This window comes from Coprococcus aceti, assembly GCF_025567285.1.
Lineage (GTDB): Bacteria > Bacillota > Clostridia > Lachnospirales > Lachnospiraceae > Coprococcus > Coprococcus aceti.
Map to the genome: position 1 here is coordinate 108009 of NZ_JAOQJT010000007.1, position 17897 is coordinate 125905.

The 17897-nt window shown below is 47.2% G+C and carries 21 protein-coding genes; all 21 read left to right on the top strand.

The genetic code is table 11. The features are described 5' to 3' along the window. The first annotated feature begins 81 nt into the window (after nucleotides 1-81). The 21 genes from OCV54_RS10575 (at nucleotide 82) to recN (ending at nucleotide 17793) form a co-directional block, all read left to right on the top strand. Nucleotides 82-1467, top strand: a complete 1386-nt coding sequence (locus OCV54_RS10575; RefSeq protein ID WP_015533569.1) for a shikimate kinase — start codon at nucleotides 82-84, stop codon at nucleotides 1465-1467. Beyond that, complete coding sequence (locus OCV54_RS10580) at nucleotides 1467-2558, top strand: M24 family metallopeptidase (RefSeq protein WP_015533568.1); 1092 nt, start codon at nucleotides 1467-1469, stop codon at nucleotides 2556-2558. Before OCV54_RS10575 ends, OCV54_RS10580 begins: the two co-directional genes overlap by 1 nt. Before the next feature lie 250 nt (nucleotides 2559-2808). Further along, complete coding sequence (gene efp / locus OCV54_RS10585; RefSeq protein ID WP_055144922.1) at nucleotides 2809-3366, top strand: elongation factor P; 558 nt, start codon at nucleotides 2809-2811, stop codon at nucleotides 3364-3366. Between the two features lie 195 nt (nucleotides 3367-3561). Beyond that, nucleotides 3562-4494 (top strand): stage III sporulation protein AA, encoded by a 933-nt coding sequence (gene spoIIIAA, locus OCV54_RS10590; protein WP_015533566.1) that lies wholly within the window; start codon nucleotides 3562-3564, stop codon nucleotides 4492-4494. Nucleotides 4495-4508: 14 nt separating this feature from the next. Next, nucleotides 4509-5027, top strand: coding sequence for a stage III sporulation protein AB (locus OCV54_RS10595; protein ID WP_015533565.1), 519 nt, complete (start codon nucleotides 4509-4511; stop codon nucleotides 5025-5027). A gap of 17 nt (nucleotides 5028-5044) precedes the next feature. Continuing rightward, on the top strand, nucleotides 5045-5245 hold the full coding sequence (gene spoIIIAC / locus OCV54_RS10600) for a stage III sporulation protein AC (RefSeq protein WP_015533564.1): 201 nt from the start codon (nucleotides 5045-5047) through the stop codon (nucleotides 5243-5245). A gap of 34 nt (nucleotides 5246-5279) precedes the next feature. Then, the gene (gene spoIIIAD / locus OCV54_RS10605) at nucleotides 5280-5660 is read left to right on the top strand and encodes a stage III sporulation protein AD (protein ID WP_207642927.1); all 381 of its coding nucleotides are present in this window, start codon (nucleotides 5280-5282) and stop codon (nucleotides 5658-5660) included. Continuing rightward, nucleotides 5650-6858, top strand: a complete 1209-nt coding sequence (locus tag OCV54_RS10610) for a stage III sporulation protein AE (protein ID WP_147343965.1) — start codon at nucleotides 5650-5652, stop codon at nucleotides 6856-6858. Before spoIIIAD ends, OCV54_RS10610 begins: the two co-directional genes overlap by 11 nt. An 18-nt stretch (nucleotides 6859-6876) precedes the next feature. Further along, nucleotides 6877-7350, top strand: a complete 474-nt coding sequence (locus OCV54_RS10615) for a stage III sporulation protein AF (RefSeq protein ID WP_015533562.1) — start codon at nucleotides 6877-6879, stop codon at nucleotides 7348-7350. After that, nucleotides 7350-7958, top strand: a complete 609-nt coding sequence (locus tag OCV54_RS10620; RefSeq protein WP_022216696.1) for a stage III sporulation protein AG — start codon at nucleotides 7350-7352, stop codon at nucleotides 7956-7958. Before OCV54_RS10615 ends, OCV54_RS10620 begins: the two co-directional genes overlap by 1 nt. A gap of 12 nt (nucleotides 7959-7970) precedes the next feature. Next, nucleotides 7971-8603: a SpoIIIAH-like family protein gene (locus tag OCV54_RS10625; protein ID WP_015533561.1), complete on the top strand. Its 633-nt coding sequence runs from the start codon at nucleotides 7971-7973 to the stop codon at nucleotides 8601-8603. A gap of 100 nt (nucleotides 8604-8703) precedes the next feature. Then, nucleotides 8704-9123 (top strand): Asp23/Gls24 family envelope stress response protein, encoded by a 420-nt coding sequence (locus tag OCV54_RS10630; RefSeq protein WP_015533560.1) that lies wholly within the window; start codon nucleotides 8704-8706, stop codon nucleotides 9121-9123. 36 nt (nucleotides 9124-9159) lie between these two features. After that, nucleotides 9160-9639, top strand: coding sequence for a transcription antitermination factor NusB (gene nusB, locus OCV54_RS10635; RefSeq protein ID WP_015533559.1), 480 nt, complete (start codon nucleotides 9160-9162; stop codon nucleotides 9637-9639). Beyond that, a complete protein-coding gene (xseA, locus tag OCV54_RS10640) occupies nucleotides 9623-10903 on the top strand; it encodes an exodeoxyribonuclease VII large subunit (protein ID WP_022216695.1) in 1281 nt (426 codons plus the stop codon). Before nusB ends, xseA begins: the two co-directional genes overlap by 17 nt. Before the next feature lie 2 nt (nucleotides 10904-10905). Next, complete coding sequence (gene xseB / locus OCV54_RS10645) at nucleotides 10906-11139, top strand: exodeoxyribonuclease VII small subunit (RefSeq protein ID WP_015533558.1); 234 nt, start codon at nucleotides 10906-10908, stop codon at nucleotides 11137-11139. After that, complete coding sequence (locus tag OCV54_RS10650) at nucleotides 11136-12020, top strand: polyprenyl synthetase family protein (RefSeq protein ID WP_022216694.1); 885 nt, start codon at nucleotides 11136-11138, stop codon at nucleotides 12018-12020. The genes xseB and OCV54_RS10650 overlap by 4 nt, the downstream gene beginning before the upstream one ends. Before the next feature lie 21 nt (nucleotides 12021-12041). Next, nucleotides 12042-13919: a 1-deoxy-D-xylulose-5-phosphate synthase gene (gene dxs / locus OCV54_RS10655; protein ID WP_070099129.1), complete on the top strand. Its 1878-nt coding sequence runs from the start codon at nucleotides 12042-12044 to the stop codon at nucleotides 13917-13919. Nucleotides 13920-13930: 11 nt separating this feature from the next. Further along, nucleotides 13931-14734, top strand: coding sequence for a TlyA family RNA methyltransferase (locus OCV54_RS10660; RefSeq protein ID WP_022216691.1), 804 nt, complete (start codon nucleotides 13931-13933; stop codon nucleotides 14732-14734). A 10-nt stretch (nucleotides 14735-14744) separates the two neighbouring features. Then, nucleotides 14745-15599, top strand: a complete 855-nt coding sequence (locus OCV54_RS10665) for an NAD(+)/NADH kinase (protein ID WP_055144060.1) — start codon at nucleotides 14745-14747, stop codon at nucleotides 15597-15599. Nucleotide 15600: 1 nt separating this feature from the next. After that, nucleotides 15601-16050: an arginine repressor gene (locus OCV54_RS10670; RefSeq protein ID WP_015533554.1), complete on the top strand. Its 450-nt coding sequence runs from the start codon at nucleotides 15601-15603 to the stop codon at nucleotides 16048-16050. A 57-nt stretch (nucleotides 16051-16107) separates the two neighbouring features. Continuing rightward, on the top strand, nucleotides 16108-17793 hold the full coding sequence (gene recN / locus OCV54_RS10675) for a DNA repair protein RecN (protein WP_055223937.1): 1686 nt from the start codon (nucleotides 16108-16110) through the stop codon (nucleotides 17791-17793). The last annotated feature ends 104 nt before the right edge of the window (nucleotides 17794-17897 follow it).

Sequence of the window (17897 nt, forward strand, 5' to 3'; positions counted from 1 at the left end):
CCGGGGTGGTTATATACTCCGGTTTCTTTTTGTGTTATACTAACTCTGTTTAAAATAACAGACTGAAGGATGGAGATACATATGGAGATAAATGGAAAGACAAGATTATTGGGTTTGCTTGGTGATCCGGTTCAGCACACCTTGTCACCGCTTATACACAACACACTCAGCGATATATTGGGGATAAATGAGGTGTATGTACCGTTCCACACCCATAAGGAGGGACTGGCGGATGCTGTAAAGGGTGCATTTGAACTGAATATACTGGGAATGAATGCCACTGTGCCTCACAAGAATGAGATAATGGCTTCACTTGTGGATATAGATGAGGGGGCAGCGGCAATAGGTGCGGTCAACACTCTTGTCAGGACTGCAAACGGTTATAAGGGATATAACACAGATATGATGGGGCTGTCCAGAGAACTGGAGTCCTACGGAGTGGAACTGGACAGTAAGAGGGTAATCATACTTGGCGCAGGCGGTGCAGCGAGAGCTGTGGCATATATGTGCATGAATAAGGGTGCGGATAAGGTATATATTCTTAACAGAACGATCGAGAAGGCACAGACGATAGCAGAGGACATGAATGGTCATTTTGGCAGAGAGACAATGACTGCCATGAGACTTGGTGATTATGGACAGTTACTGCAGGAGAATGTAGATGATAAGTTCGTGGTATTCCAGTCCACATCGATAGGTCTGGCACCGAACAATGAGGCTGTAGTCATCGATGATCCACATTTTTACGACAGAGTCAGTGTGGGAATCGATCTCATATATAATCCGTTTGAGACAAAGTTTATGAAGCTTTGCAGACAGGCTGGAGCATTGGCGTACAATGGTTTGCGTATGCTCCTTTATCAGGGAATAATTGCATATGAGCTCTGGAATGATATATCCATATCGGAGGATGTTGCTGATATTGTGTACGACAGGTTGCTGCAGTCAATCAGAGAAAATGTGATCCTCATAGGATTTATGGGATGTGGTAAGACAACTGTCGGAGAAGCTCTTGCGAGAAAGCTGAACTTTGATCTGCTGGATGTGGATTCTTATATAGAGGACAAGGCTGGTTGCAGCATAAAGCAGATATTTGCCGACAAGGGGGAAGAGTATTTCAGACAGCTTGAGACAGATACTCTTAAGGAATTGAACAGCCGGCTGTCACATACGGTTATATCCACTGGAGGTGGACTTCCTATGAGACAGGCGAATGTGGATGAACTCAGGCGAATGGGCAGGATCATATATCTGGATGTTAAGCCTGAGGAGGTAGTAAGGCGACTTGCGGGAGATACGACCAGACCTCTTCTGCAGGGAGAAAATGTAGATCAGAGAGTGAGGAAACTTATGGGACAGCGAGGACCGGTGTATGAAGCTGCCGCTGATATCATAGTTCCGGTTACAGGAATTGAAATAGATGAGATAGTACAGGAAATAAGTTCTTATATAGAAGGTGGGAGATGATGGTTATGGACACAGCAATTGCTTATGAAAAGGTCAGAAGGATAATAGATGAGATGAATCTTGATGCGATATTGATCACTGACAGGTACAACATGAGATATATAGCATCGTACCGCGGCGAGGGCGTTATAGTTCTGGCAGGATCAGGTAAGACAGTCATAACGGATTCAAGATATACGGAGCAGGTCCAGCGCGAGTGCGAAGGATATGAATGTGCGGATATTGCTGGAAAAGGATATGTTGCGTGTATTTCATCTATTCTTGATGGACAGAGAAAAAATTCTGGGAATCTTAGAGTTGGATTTGAGAATCTTAGCATCAGCTATAGAGAGTATTCGGAATATTCGACAGGAATATTCGGTGTGGAATGGATAAGCCTTGATGGTAAGCTGGATTCCTTAAGAGAGATAAAAACTGATGAGGAGATCGAGAATATCCATATAGCGGAGTCAATAGGAGACAAGGCATTTTCACATATACTGGAATATCTCAGACCTGGCATTACAGAGAAGGATGTTGCGCTTGAACTGGAGTATCATATGAAGAAAAATGGTGCGGAGGGCTTGAGTTTTGACACCATAGCTGCATCTGGAATGAATTCATCTATGCCGCATGCTATTCCTACGGATAAGACTCTGAATAAGGGGGACTTTCTCACTATGGATTTTGGCTGTATATATGAGGGATATTGTTCAGATATGACCAGAACCGTAGCAATAGGAAAGGCATCTGATTCAATGAAATATGTGTATGATACGGTACTCAAGGCTCAGACGGAGTCTATGAATATGATAAAACCAGGAGTCAGATGTAACGATGTTGATGCTGTTGCTAGACGTATAATAGCCGATGCCGGATATGGAGATTGCTTTGGACATGGACTTGGACATTCGGTGGGATTGTTTATACACGAGAATCCGAGATTTTCACCTAAGTGTGATGACATATTGAAACCTGGCATGGTCATAACGGTCGAACCGGGAATCTATATTCCTGGACAGTTTGGTGTCAGGATTGAGGATCTGGTTGTTGTGACGGAGGATGGTTATAGGAATCTTACAGGATCAGAGAAGAAGTTGATAGAGATTTAGTAGTGGCGGCTATCACGATATAGAACTCAGGTATTATACCGCAGGTCTTATACCGGGAGCCATCGTGAGTGCCGTAGGAGTATGTACGTTTGTATTGCTGTGTATATACGACAGTAGAAAGCGCAGAAACGTAGACTTACCTGATAAAGGTTGATGGTATGGTAAAAAATAGTTGAAAATTTATTTCATATATTATAAAATGTGACAAGAAGTTTATATCTTTAAGGAGGATAAGATAGTTATGGCAGAGATGATCTCAGCAGGCGATTTTAGAAACGGCGTTACAATCGAATTCGAAGGAAATATTTATCAGATTATAGAGTTCCAGCACGTTAAGCCAGGAAAGGGTGCAGCTTTCGTTAGAACAAAGCTTAAGAACATCAAGAGTGGCGGTGTTGTAGAGAAGTCATTCCGTCCAACAGAGAAGTGTGAGAAGGCTCACATCGAGAGAAAGGACATGCAGTATCTGTACAATGACGGAGATCTTTATTACTTCATGGATCCAGAGACATATGATCAGATTCCTATCAGCTCAGCAGCTATAGGTGATTCACTTAAGTTCGTTAAGGAGAACGAGATGTGTAAGATCTGTTCACACAATGGCAACGTATTTGCTGTAGAGCCACCTCTCTTCGTTGAGCTTGTTATCACAGAGTGCGAGCCAGGTGTTAAGGGTGATACAGCTACAGGTGCAACAAAGCCATGTACAGTTGAGACAGGCGCACAGGTATCAGTACCTCTCTTCGTTAACGAGGGTGACACGATCAAGATCGATACACGTACTGGCGAGTATCTTTCAAGAGTATAATAATTGTTACCAGCATTAGGATATAACTACCTACGATAACATATAAGAAGAATAAGAGTCCCGGTGATTCAGGATATTTGAATCGCCGGGACTTTTTTGTGCTGTAAGCAACCCAAGGTTCTAACCTCCCCACCCTCTGAATATACTTTTTATGTAGCTGTACAGACAGTGTTATATAGAAGAAGGACGATACATATGTGTGGAGAAGATATATTGCATCTGCTTCCCATCAGGATCAGGTGCATGGTTGAGAAGCTGAGGCTTGATTATGGGAGACTGTGGGAGATACGTCTGAGGGTGAATAGTCCCTTTATACTTAGATACGAGGACTCGGAGATATATGTTGATTCCTGCGGATCAAGAACCTGTAATATGAAGGATGCGTACATAGTGACTGCCAGGGATGTGAACGACACTCTGGAATGTATCTGCAATCATTCCCTGTATGCCTATGAGGATGAGATACGTCAGGGCTTTATCACCGTGTGCGGTGGACACAGGGTAGGAGTTGCGGGCAAGATCATACTCGATGGAACAAGGATCAAATGCATCAGACACATATCATTTCTTAATATCAGGGTGGCACATGAGATCAAGGGATGCAGCGGTGATGTCCTGCCATACATATACAGTGACGGCAAGCTGATGAACACGCTCATAGTGTCCGCTCCGTGTCACGGCAAGACCACACTGCTCAGGGATATCATAAGAGTAGTGTCTGACGGAGGAATGACAGTTGGTGTGGTTGATGAGAGATCGGAGATAGCGGCGTGCTACAAGGGCGTTCCGCAGAATGATGTCGGAATGAGGACTGATGTTCTTGACTGCTGTCCAAAAGCTTCAGGAATGATGATGCTGGTTCGAACCATGGCGCCTGATCTCATAGCGGTCGATGAGATAGGAGGGCAGCAGGATGTCGATGCCATTTTCGGCGTGATAAACTGCGGATGCCGTCTGCTTGCTACTGCACATGGCTATTCCATGGATGATGTGAGAGACAGGGCAGGGATAAGGCGTCTTGTGGAGAACAGGGTTTTTGAGAGGTATGTCGTGCTTGGAGGCGACAAGGCGGGACAGATCTCTGATATATTTGACGGCCAGGGCAACCGGCTGTGCTGGTACGATTAGATGGGAGGCAGGACATGGTTAAGGCGATAGGAGGCTGTCTGATCGTATATGCCTCATTTATGGTGGGACATGCCATAGGGCAGTTGCATGGATGCATGGTGAAGGAGATGGAGGAAATGCTGCTCTTTATACAACTGTTCAAGGGGCAGATCATGTATGCCGGATCGGAGCTCCCGGAGATACTCGCCGACAGTGCAAAGCGTCTCAAGGGAAATGTTGGTAAATGGGTGAACGGTCTGGCGGAGATGTCTGAGAAGAACAGGGACAGGCCATTTGCAGAATTGTGGACAGACTCACTGGCGATGCTGAGGCGGGACAGTGCCCTGAGCTTGGAGGTGCTGGCGGATGTGGACAGGCTTGGAAAGATAATGGGAGATATGGACGTTGAGGCACAGCTCTCAAGGATAAATCTTGTGGAAGATATAATTACGGACAGATACCAGCGGGAACGCGCCAGAAGTTCCGGGATAAAGAGGCTTGCCAATTCACTTGGGCTGCTTGGAGGCGTATTCATAGTTATATTGCTCATGTAGGTTAAGAGGGAGAGACGATGACGATCCAGATACTTCTAAAAATAGGTGCAGTGGGAATTCTGGTGGCACTGCTCAACCAGATACTAAAACATTCAGGCAAGGAGGAGCACGCCTATCTGCTCAATCTGGCGGGACTCATCATTGTGCTTTCCTGGGTTATCCCGTACATAAGTGACCTGTTCAACGAGATCATGGATATTGTAAATATAGGACAATAAGTGAGAGTAGATGTGGGGGTAAATGATGAATCTCATGGCGGTTTCTCTGGCTGCGGTGATCGTGGTTCTGATAGCGGTGAAGATAAAAGAACTGGATTCCGGGTACGGGATCGTGTTGTCCATAGCCGGGTGTGTGATGCTCATGTATTTTGTGGTGAGCAGGTTCAGACTTATAGCTTCGTACATAGACAGGCTGACTGCGTACGTGTCGGTGAATATTTCATATATAGACGTGATCCTGAAAATGATAGGTATAGCGTATATATGCCGATTTTCATCAGATATCTGCAAAGATGCCGGCTGCAATGCCATGGCATCCCAGGTGGAGATGGCGGGAAAGATAACTCTTATTTTGCTCAGTATGCCCATACTCATGGGAGTTATAGATCTGGTGGTGACCATAGTTGAGGGGTAATTTGATAGTGGTGGTGCTGATGCTCTTTATGGGGGTGTCAGTGCCTGATGCGGCAAATGTGTGTAATGAGAGTAAAGTTGAATCATATGATACAGATATCAAATATTGTCCAGAATTTTATGCTGAGAATGAAAAGGAAAATACCACGGAAAGTGACTCTGATATTAACTCAGATATATTGGAGGACGACTCCGTCATCGGAAGCCTCAATGAGATCACAAAAGACAAATCCGACGTGACCTTCTACGACATATACGAGTCCCTAAAGAGTGGTGACGTGGATTCCACCATAGACATGGCACTAAAAGTGTTTTCCGACAGTGTCATATACGAGGTCAGGACAAGCAGGGGGCTGGCGCTGCAGATCATAGCGGTGATCGTGCTCGGAAGTACATTTGCCCAGCTTGCGGGAAATATGGGCGAGTATGTATCCGCCCATGGTTTCATGGTTACATACATGGTGTTGTTATCGCTGCTGCTGGGGGATTTCGTCCTAGTGCAGTCCATCGTGCAGGACACCATAGGAGATGTCACGGAGTTCATGAAAGCGTTCTATCCCATGTATGCCTCGTCTGTGTTATATGTGAGCGGCCCGGAGAGTGCCGGATATTCACAGTCGGTCATAATCCTGGTGATATACATTTGCCAGAATGTGATAATAAAGTTCATACTCCCCCTCATCAAATGCGGCGGGCTCATAGCACTCATAAATAATCTTGGAAGCGAGGATTATTTCTCCCGGATGGCGGGGCTTATGAAGAGCCTGGCGGTGTGGGGAATGCGGACAATGTTTGCGGTGGTAACCGGGATAAATGTGGTCAAGAGCATGATAGCACCGTCCATGGACAGGCTTTCAAGAAATGGCATACTCAGGACATTGGGAAAAGGTGCAGGTATGTCCACGGTGAGCGCTGTCATCAGTGTGATGGTGAGCACAGGAGAGTTTATCAGAAACTGTATGGGGATGGCGTGTACGATCATGATAGTCATACTGGCCGCAGTGCCAATGATCAAGATAATCGTCATCATGTTCATATTAAGGTTCATCGCCGCGGTGGTGCAGCCGGTCGGAGACAAAAGATATGCCGAGGCAGCAGGCATCATGGCGGAGACAGTGGAGCTGATGCTGAGGGCGTGCGGAATAAGCGTGATGATGTTCATCATAAGCATAGCCCTGATGTCGGTGAACATATCATAGAACGGATGGAGGATGTGCATGCTTGCTGAGTGGCTGAAAAATATAGTTGTGTGCAGTATACTTTTTTCTGTCGTGCTGTATATTGCCCCGGATCCGAAGATGCGCAGATATGTCCAGTCGGCTGTGGGATTTGTCATGATGATGGTCGTGATAAATCCTGTCATAGGCTGGCTTGGGTATGCGGACAGGATAGAGTTCAATACATACAGTGAATCGCTTGGAATGGACGTGGCCGAGGGCGATGATGAGATGTATGTCAGGGCCATGGAGGAGGTAGTGGAGCGGTTTATATCTGACAATTGTAATGCCGATGCGGTGGTGCGTATAGTCACCGGGGAGGAGCTTGGGATAGACAGCATGGAGATATACATACAGTCTGATAAAGTAGACACAGACGGACTGAGATCCGCAGTGTCAGAGGAATATGGTGTTGATGAGAACAGGATTACCATCAGGAGGGGCAATACAGATCATATGCAGGAGGGACTGTAGTGGAGGATTCTAAGAAAAAGGGAATATCGGGGATCATGAATATATTGAAGAGCAGCAACAACAGATTATACAAGTTGCTGCTCATTTTGCTGTCAGGGATTTGTCTGATGATAGTTGTGTGGCCGGCAAATAACAGCAAGACTGATAAAAATGACCTAAAGAGCGGATGGACCGGACAGTCCGATGAGACAGACGCGGATGTGACCGGCGGAAATGACCGGAATATGTCAGGGGATACCACGGATTATGTGGAGTATATGGAGGAGAGACTCACATCAGTGCTTGAGCAGGTGGACGGAATATCGGATGTGAGAGTGATGATAACGGTCAAGGACAGCGGTGAGAACATAGCACTCAAGGACTCCGGAAGCAGTTCCAGTGAGAACGGCGACAGCAGCCAGAGAAGCGTGTCGGAGGAGACGGTCATGGTGAGTGAGGGCAGTGGGAGCTCGCCGTATGTGGTCAGGTACAGGGAGCCGGAGACCGAGGGTGTGGTTATCATTTGCAAGGGGGCGGAAAATGGCGATACAACGCTGAAGATAACGAATGCAGTGCAGGCATTATTTGACGTGCCGACGCATAAGATTGTGATATTAGAAGCAAATTAATGTGGAGGGACTATGAAGAAATTCAGTGGAAAGAACAGACTGGCGGTCATCGCACTTGCAGTTATGATAGGGGTGGCCGGTTACATGAGCTTTGCGGATGCAGGAAAGGACAAGAAGAAGGAAAAAACTGACAAAAAACAGGTGGAGGTGATCAACTATGAGGATCTCTCGTCCATGGCGGAAAATGAGAACTCACAGGCGGTGAAGGATGAGAATGGCCAGACCGAGGATGTGGAGCTCAATGGCCAGGAGGATGAGATCGGTGACGCTGTACTCACCAGTGCACAGGTGACAAGCAATATGGCCGCGGCAAAGTTGAACCGTGAGCAGAGCAGATCAAGGAGCAAGGAAGCTCTGATGGATGTGATAGGTGATGAGGCACTCAGCGATTCGGCAAAGAAGGAGGCGACAGATACATATGTGAAGCTGAACGATACCATAGAGAAGGAGACAGATGTCGAGACAGTTCTGGCGGCAAAGGGGTATAGCGATGCCATAGTGACGATAAGTGATGAGGCTGTTGACGTGTCGCTGAATGTGGAATCGCTGTCGGATACCGAGAGAGCACAGATAGAGGACATAGTTATCCGAAAAACAGGGTATGATATAAGCAGTGTTGCAATATCTGTCATGGGTGGCAAATAGACAGCGGAAGGATAAGCCGTGAATCGCATATACTTGCAAAATAGCTGCCTTCAGATTATAATAAGATTCAAATAACCCATACGAAACGGGAGGTATGACCATGAGTGATAAGTTGAATGATGATATCGTGATTGAAGGCAGCGCGGTTCAGGATAATTCTTACAATATAGAAGAGAGCAATTCTCTGGGCAAAGTTCAGATAGCGGATGACGTAGTGGCTATCATAGCAGGGCTTGCAGCCGGAGAGGTTGAAGGTGTATACAGACTTACAGGCAACCTTCCAAATGAGCTTGCCTCAAAGTTCGGAAAGAAGAACCCTGCAAAGGGCGTTAAGGTAGAGCTTCTTCCTGGCAAGGTAAAGGTTGATATTGCGATAGAGGTTCTGTACGAGTACAGCATACCATCAGTATCAGGTCAGGTTCAGGATAAGGTCAAGCAGGCTATAGAGACCATGACAGGACTGAGCGTTGAGGAAGTCAACATAAGGATAGCCGGTGTACGTGTTGGAGATGGCAGATAGGATACAGATAAAGCTTTATATAGTGGAGAGGAAGATATGACTAGAAGAGATATAAGAGACAGGATATTCAAGATAGTATTTACACTGGAGTTCAATGACGCTGAGGGCATGCAGGATCAGCTTGATTTTGCATTTGACCCTGAGATGCCGGGAGATGAGGAGGACGATCCGCTTCTGTACGGAATAGTCAGCAATGAGGACAGAGATTATATAACCACCAAGGTTAAGAATATCATCTCTAAGAAAGCAGAGATAGATGAGATCATTTCACAGATATCAGAAGGCTGGAAGCTTCCTCGTATAGGCAAGGAGGAGCTGGCTATATTAAGGCTTGGTGTCTATGAAGTGAAGTACGATGAGAGCATACCGGAGAAGGTCGCCATCAATGAGGCGGTTGAGCTGGCAAAGAAGTATTGTGATGCATCGGCGAGCAAGTTCGTGAATGCACTTCTTGCAAAGCTTGTATCCGGTGATAAGGACAAGAAGGAGAGTGGCGCAGATGCCACAGCAGAATAACATATATACAGTCAAGGAACTCAATGAGAGGATACAGGAGTTGGTCAGCGGCGAGCCGTGGCTTGGCAGTCTGGGAGTTGAGGGAGAGATCACAGGACTCGGAACAGACAAGAGAGGTCATATGTATTTCAGTCTCAAGGATCCCAGCGGAGTTCTGGCGGCTGTTATGTTTGCGGGAAAACAGGTATATGGACTCAAGTTTGCTCCGAAGAACGGAGACAAGGTTCATGCATTTGGTCATATTGATGTCTTCGTGAGAGACGGAAAGTATCAGCTCTATGTAGACAGGCTGGTGCGTGTGGGTGACGGCGAGGTGAATGCCAAGCTGGAGAGACTCATAGCCAGACTGGACGGCATGGGGCTGTTTTCGCAGGAATACAAGAAGCCTATTCCCGCCTATCCGAGGCGTATTGGTATAGTGACGGCGGGGGCAAAGGCTGCGATAAGCGATATCCGTGCAGTGGCAAAACGGAGGGATCCGTATGCCCAGCTCTATTGTTATCCTGCGACCGTGCAGGGACAGTATGCGGCGGCGGATATATCCAGAGGAATCGAGATACTTGATTCCATGGGGCTCGACCTCATCATCGTCGGAAGAGGCGGAGGTTCCAAGGAGGATCTGTGGGCGTTCAATGAGGAGCAGGTGGCATGGGCCATATTCAATGCGGAGACACCTATCATATCGGCTACGGGGCATGAGATAGACACCACAGTTGCGGACATGGTTGCGGACAGGAGAGAATCCAATCCGTCCACGGCTGTCATGCATGCGCTTCCGGTGGTGGCAGAGACAGTTGCCGGATTTGACAGGAGACTTGAACAGCTCACCATGCTGATATCCGGCAGGATAGACAGACTTGCGAGGAGTCTGGATGGATATGACAGGCAGCTCAGACTCTTAAGTCCATCCGGAAGAATGGACAGTCAGAGGCAGCAGCTTGACAGAATAGAGAAACAGATAAATGAGCTGATGGCGGATAAGATAGAGGACAGATCTATGCGCTGCGACAGACTTCATGATAGGATGAAGAGCGCGATGGTCAGAAAGTACGACATGACAAGGAATGCCCTTGCGGTCATGACGGAGAGAATACATGGCCTTTCGCCTACAGCTAAGCTCATAAATGGATTTGGATATATTTCATCGGATGGTGAGCCTGTCAGATCTGTGGTAGGGATCACACCTGGGGATGATATAGAGATAACTCTTCATGATGGAAGAATACAGGCGGTCGTGGCTGACGTGACCGGGCAGGAGGAATAGATATGGCAGAAGATACACAGAATATGGATACAGCGGACACTCTTCAGGATGTGTCCATAGAGGAGGCTCTTGCCAGACTTGATGAGATAGCGGCTGCGCTTGAGAATACTGATACGGGGCTCAAGGAGTCCATGGAGCTTTATTCTGAGGGCGTCCAGCTCATAAACAGATGCAGGAATTACCTGTGCGATGTTGAGAAAGAGATGATAACACTTTCGGGTCAGGAGGAAGCATGATAGATAAACTTATAGCGGAGAAGGCGGTAAGGATCAACGATATAGTTGAGAGCTATCTGCCACCTGCAGACGGATTTAACAGGACAGTGTGTGAGGCCATGGCGTACTCGGTAGAGGCGGGTGGAAAGAGGCTTCGTCCAATGCTCATGGAGGAGACATACAGGCTGTTCGGTGGCAAATCAGAGGTTATAAAGCCGTTCATGGCTGCGATAGAGATGATACATACATATTCACTCATACATGACGATCTTCCGGCTCTGGACAATGACGATTACAGGCGCGGAAGAAAGACATCCCATGTGGTATTTGGCGAGGCGATGGCCATTCTTGCGGGGGATGCGCTGCTCAATTATGCATATGAGACCGCATGTAAGGCATTTGGCATGGGTGAGGATATACATGCTGTGGCGTCTGCGATGTGTGTGCTTGCGCAGAAGCCGGGTATAAACGGCATGATAGGCGGTCAGGTCGTCGATGTGGAGATGACCGGCAAGGAGCTCTCAAAGGAGCAGCTTGAATATGTGTATGAGAACAAGACCGGAGCCCTCATAGAGGCATCCATGATGATAGGCGCGATACTTGCGGGGGCAGACGAGGCTAAGGTTGCGGCGGTACACAAGATAGCATCGGACGTCGGCATGGCATTCCAGATCCAGGACGATATTCTGGATGTCTGTGGAGACAGTGCGCTCCTTGGAAAGCCGACGCTGAGTGATGAGGAGAATGGCAAGGTTACATATGTCACGATACATGGAATTGATGAATCCAGACGTTATGTGACTGAGCTGTCGGAGAGAGCAGTAAGAGAATTGGAAGAGATAGGCGGGGACAATGAGTTTCTGAAGGAATTGGTCATCTGGCTGATAAACAGGGATAAATAGGACTCCTCTCGTGGTGTGCATATGAATATACTGGATAGAATAAATAAACCAAACGATATAAAGGATATAGACAGGGAAGATCTGCCGGAGCTGGCGGATGAGATCAGAGAATTTCTGGTGTCGCATGTGAGCGAGACCGGTGGACATTTGGCTCCGAATCTTGGATGCGTGGAACTTACAATGGCACTTCACAGGGTTCTGGATTTCCCTGAGGATAAGCTTATATGGGATGTGGGACATCAGTCCTATGTCCACAAGATACTGACGGGCAGGAAGAATGAGATGGGCACTCTCAGACAGTTTGGAGGAATGAGCGGTTTCCCGAAGACCAGTGAGAGCCCGTGCGATGCGTTCAATACAGGACACAGCTCAACATCCATTTCTGCTGCGCTCGGAATGGCGTGCGCCAGAAGTATCAAGGGTACAAATGAGAAGATTGCCGCAGTGATCGGAGATGGCTCCTTCACAGGTGGTATGGTATATGAGGCCATGAATAATATGGCGGATATCAAGACCGGTTGCCTTGTTGTGCTGAACGATAACAATATGTCCATCGATCGGAATGTTGGCGGCATGTCCACATATCTCAGCAAGATACGTGTTGGGCAGCAGTACAATGATTTTAAGGGTAACGTGGAGAAGATCCTCATGAAGATTCCTGTGGCTGGAGAGCATCTTGCCAGAGGGCTGAAGAAGTCAAAGGATTCCATCAAGCAGATATTTGTGCCGGGTATGTTCTTCGAGGAGCTGGGTGTCACATATATAGGACCTATAGACGGACACGATATAGATGTGATGGAGGCCACTTTCCGCAAAGCGCTTAAGCTCAACAGACCGATCCTTGTGCATGTGAAGACTGTGAAGGGCAAGGGTTATACCCATGCCGAGAGACACCCGAGCTATTTCCACGGCATTGATCCGTTTGATATACAGACAGGAAAGGTCATGAAGGACAGGAAGGTCATGACAAACACAGGAGTGTTTGCCAGAAAGCTGGTGGAGCTTGGTAAGGCTGATCCAAGGATAACAGCCATAACGGCTGCCATGGGCAAGGGAACAGGAGTGGCGGCATTTGCCGCGGAGTTCCCGGACAGGGCTTTTGACGTGGGCATTGCGGAGGAACATGCGGTGACGTTTGCCGCGGGACTTGCTACGTCGGGACTGGTGCCTGTGGTTGCGATATACTCGTCATTTTTGCAGAGGGCATATGATCAGATCTTACACGATGTGTGCCTGCAGAAGCTGCATGTCATATTTGCCATTGACAGGTCAGGGCTTGTCGGTGCAGATGGCGATACACATCAGGGCATATTTGACACTGCGTTTCTGTCACATATTCCGAACATGACCATCATTGCGCCGAAGAACAGATATGAGCTCACCAGAGCGATGGAGTGGGCTGTTGCTTACGATGGTCCGGTTGCGCTCAAGTATTCCAGAGGAGAGGCTTATTACGGACTTAAGGAATACAATGTGGATATTGAGTATGGCAGGAGCGAGATGATCCACAGGGGACAGAAGCTTGCCATAGTGGCTGTTGGAAACATGGTCCAGGAGGCCGAGAAGGTGTATGACAGACTGCTGGCCGATGGAACAAATGTCACATTTGTCAATGCAAGATTCCTGAAGCCGATAGATACTGATATGATAGATGAGCTCAGCAGGGATCATAAACATATAGTGGTTATTGAAGAAGAGATAAAGCATGGCGGATACGGATCTCTGGTCGAGGAGTATGTCATGGACAGACATCTTGATGTGGATGTGACAGTGTGTGCCATTGAGGATACATTTGTACAGCATGGAAGCGTGGAGGAGCTCAGGAGGATGCTGAAGCTTGACGCGGATTCGCTGTATGACAGGATAAAACATATAATATCGACAGATTGTACAGAATAAGAGGAAGACAGATGAAGAAGAGACTTGATGTTCTCCTTGTAGAACAGGGACTGGCAGATTCACGAGAGAAGGCGAAAGCCATCATCATGTCAGGAATAGTGTATGTTGACAATAACAAAGAGGATAAGGCCGGCACGACATTTGACGAGACTGCTAAGATAGAGGTCAGGGGCAACACCCTCAAATACGTGAGCCGTGGAGGCCTGAAGCTTGAGAAGGCTATGGATCATTTCGGCGTGGAACTTGCGGGTAAGGTGTGCATGGATGTAGGTGCTTCCACTGGTGGTTTTACCGACTGTATGCTGCAGAATGGTGCGGTGAAGGTGTATTCCGTTGACGTGGGTCATGGACAGCTTGCATGGAAGCTCAGAAATGACGAGAGAGTTGTCTGTATGGAGAAAACAAATATACGATATGTCACACCTGAGGATATTGACGATAAGATTGAATTTGCTTCGATAGATGTGTCATTTATATCTCTTACAAAGGTGCTTCCAGCGGTAAAGGAGCTGCTTACGGATAGTGGAGAGATCGTGTGCCTTATCAAGCCGCAGTTCGAGGCGGGAAGAGAGAAGGTTGGCAAGAAGGGCGTTGTCAGAGAGCTTTCAACCCATATTGAGGTTGTGGAGATGATAGTCGGTTATGCCAGAAGTATAGGATTCCGCACACTGCACCTCAGCTATTCACCTATAAAAGGACCTGAGGGCAACATAGAATATCTGCTCCACATATCAAAGGACGAGTCGAAGACGGATGAGGAATTCGACATAAAGGCTCTGGTGGAGGAGTCCCACAACGAACTGAACAAGTCATAGAGGATACGATATGAAGAATTTTTATATAGTATATAACCCGGATAAGGATGAGGATAATCGTATAACGTCGGAGCTCACAGCGTATATTGAATCGCAAAATGGTGCGTGTAAAGCCATGGACTGCTACAGCTTCAGTGCATGTGACAAGCAGCATGTTACGGATGAGCTTGAGAGCTTTGACTGTATACTTGTTCTTGGAGGGGATGGAACACTCCTCAATGTGGCATCCAGTGCCAGCCATGTGGAGATTCCTCTGTTCGGGATAAATCTTGGAACGGTGGGATTCCTCACTGAGGGGGAGATCACCAACTGGCAGACCATCATAGACAGACTGCTTGCGGATGATTATTCCATGCAGGACAGAATGATGATCAGGGGAACAGTCAGAACAGGAGACGGCAAGGAGTGCAGGAAGAGGGCACTCAATGATATAGTTATCAGCAGGGCAGGATTTTCAAGACTTATAGGCCTTGATGTCTATGTAAATGGAAGCTTTCTGAATGCCTATGAGGGAGATGGAATCATCATATCGACCCCTACTGGCTCCACGGGTTACAATCTCTCAGCCGGAGGTCCGATCGTGGATCCTATGGCAAGACTGATGATCATCACTCCGGTATGTCCACATTCGCTGACTTCGAAGAGTATTGTGCTTCCTAGTGACGCAAAGGTTTCAATAGAGATCGCCAAGAAGAGGAAGACGCAGGACACCGAGGCGATAGTTTCATTTGACGGTGGAAATGATTTCGAACTGGCAGCAGGCGATGTCCTTGATATATGCGTGTCACAGAGAACCACGCAGCTCGTAAAGGCGAGTGACGTGAATTTCTACGAGATACTTAGAAACAAGCTTGGGGGAAAGTGATATGAAACAGAAGCGACAGGCGATGATTTTGTCGATAATCGAACAATATGATATAGAGACCCAAGATGAACTGCTGGAGAAGCTGGCCGAGGCGGGTTTCAATACGACCCAGGCCACCATATCGAGAGATATAAGAGAGATTAACCTCACCAAGGTTGCCGTGGCGGGTGGCAGGCAGAAGTACACTCTGGGAAAGTCGGCAACACATGAGTCCATAGAGTCGTACAGAAAGGTTCTCGGGGCTGGCATATTATCCATGGTGCCGGCGGAGAATCTGATAGTGATCAAGACAGTGTCGGGCATGGCTATGGCAGTTGCCGCAGCACTTGACAATGTGGAGATAAATGGACTCCTCGGAAGTATAGCCGGGGACGACACCATATTCCTGGCGGTCAGAAGCCGGGAGATGACCGATTCGGTCATGAAGACGATAGATAAGATGCAGAGATGACAGCTCTCTGTAATATGTTATGTGTAATAAAGTCTGTGCGTCAACAGGAGGATACAAATGTTACTTAATGTACATATCAAGAATATTGCACTCATAGACGATGCAAATGTTAATTTTACCGATAATCTCAACATACTTACCGGTGAGACCGGTGCGGGTAAGTCCATAATCATGGGAGCCCTGAAGATTGGTATGGGAGATAAGCTTCCGAAGGATATAGTCAGGGAGCCTGACAAGGAGGGCTTCTGTCAACTGCTTTTCCTGGTGGATGATCCCCAGGTGATTGAGCAGATCAGAGATCTGGGAGTGGAGCCATCGGAGGATGGCGAGATACTCATCACGCGGAGAATAAATAATTCCAGAACCATCAACACTATAAATGATATGGCGGTGACCGCCGCAAAGCTCAGGGAGGTATCTGCGCTTCTCATAGATATGCACACGCAGCACCAGCAGCAGACGCTCCTTAAGAAAGCGGAGCATATGAAGCTTCTGGATAAATATGGCAGAGCATCCATAGATCCCCTGAAGCAGAAGGTTGCAGAGTGTCACAGAGAGTACGTCACACTCAGGCGTGAGATGGACGAGCTCTCGATGGATGAGGCGGAGCGGAGCAGAAAGGTAGAATTCCTCAAGTATCAGATCGCGGAGATCGAGTCAGCAAATATAAAGACTGGTGAGGACGAAGATGTTGAGCATCAGTACAACAGGATGGTCAATTCACGCGATATAGTTGCGGCAGCTTCGGATGTATACAGCGTTACAGGTTATGAATCTTCTTCATCTGCGGGAAATGAGATCGGCAGAGCTCTGGCATCGATGAAGGGTATAAAGGATCTCGACGGAGAGATAGACGGTCTGTATAGCCAGTTGGAAAATATTGACGCGCTGCTGAATGATTTTAACGTTGAATTAAATGATTACATGCAGAGCATGGACTTTGACGATTCTGAGTTTAGAAGTGTTGAGTCCAGGCTTGACGTCATCAATGATATAAAGGGAAAATATGGAAGCACCGTGGAAGAGGTGTTCAAATATCTGGAGGACAGCAGGAAGGAATATGAAAGGCTGTCTGAATATGACGAATATATAGCAGGACTTTCAGACAAAATAAAAAAGGCGGAGAAAGCCATGCTCAAGGCAGCAGATGCGCTTACTGCTGAGAGACAGAGGCAGGCTGAGAATCTGTGCAGAGACATCAGAGATGCACTTGCTGATCTGAGTTTCATGGAGGTTCGGTTCGACATGGTATTTGACAGGCTTCCGGAGTGTACGGCAAATGGAATCGATGACTGCTATTTTGTCATTTCGACAAATGTCGGCGAGAAGATGAGACCGTTATATGACGTGGCTTCAGGCGGTGAGCTCTCAAGGATCATGCTGGCGATCAAATCCTGCATGGCGTCCGAGGACAATATCGGCACTCTTGTATTCGATGAGATCGATGTGGGAATAAGCGGCCGTGCAGCTCAGAAGGTTGCTGAAAAAATGGCAGTTATTTCCAGAAGCCATCAGGTTATAAGCATAACCCATCTTCCGCAGATCGCAGCGATGGCAGACAGTCATTATCTCATAGAAAAGTCTGCCGACGAGGGCAAGACAGTGACAAGGATCGTCCGTCTGAACGACGAGGAATCAACAGAGGAGATCGCAAGACTTCTCGGCGGCGTGACCATAACTGAGGCAGTCATGAGCAATGCCCGCGAGATGAAACAAATGGCAGAAAAGACAAAAAAATACTGATATAAAGTTATTCCTAACACAACATACTAAGAGTAACAGCCAAGGCTGTTACTCTTTTTTTATAAGCTATTAGTTGTTTTTAAGTATATGTAGGAGGAATAGAT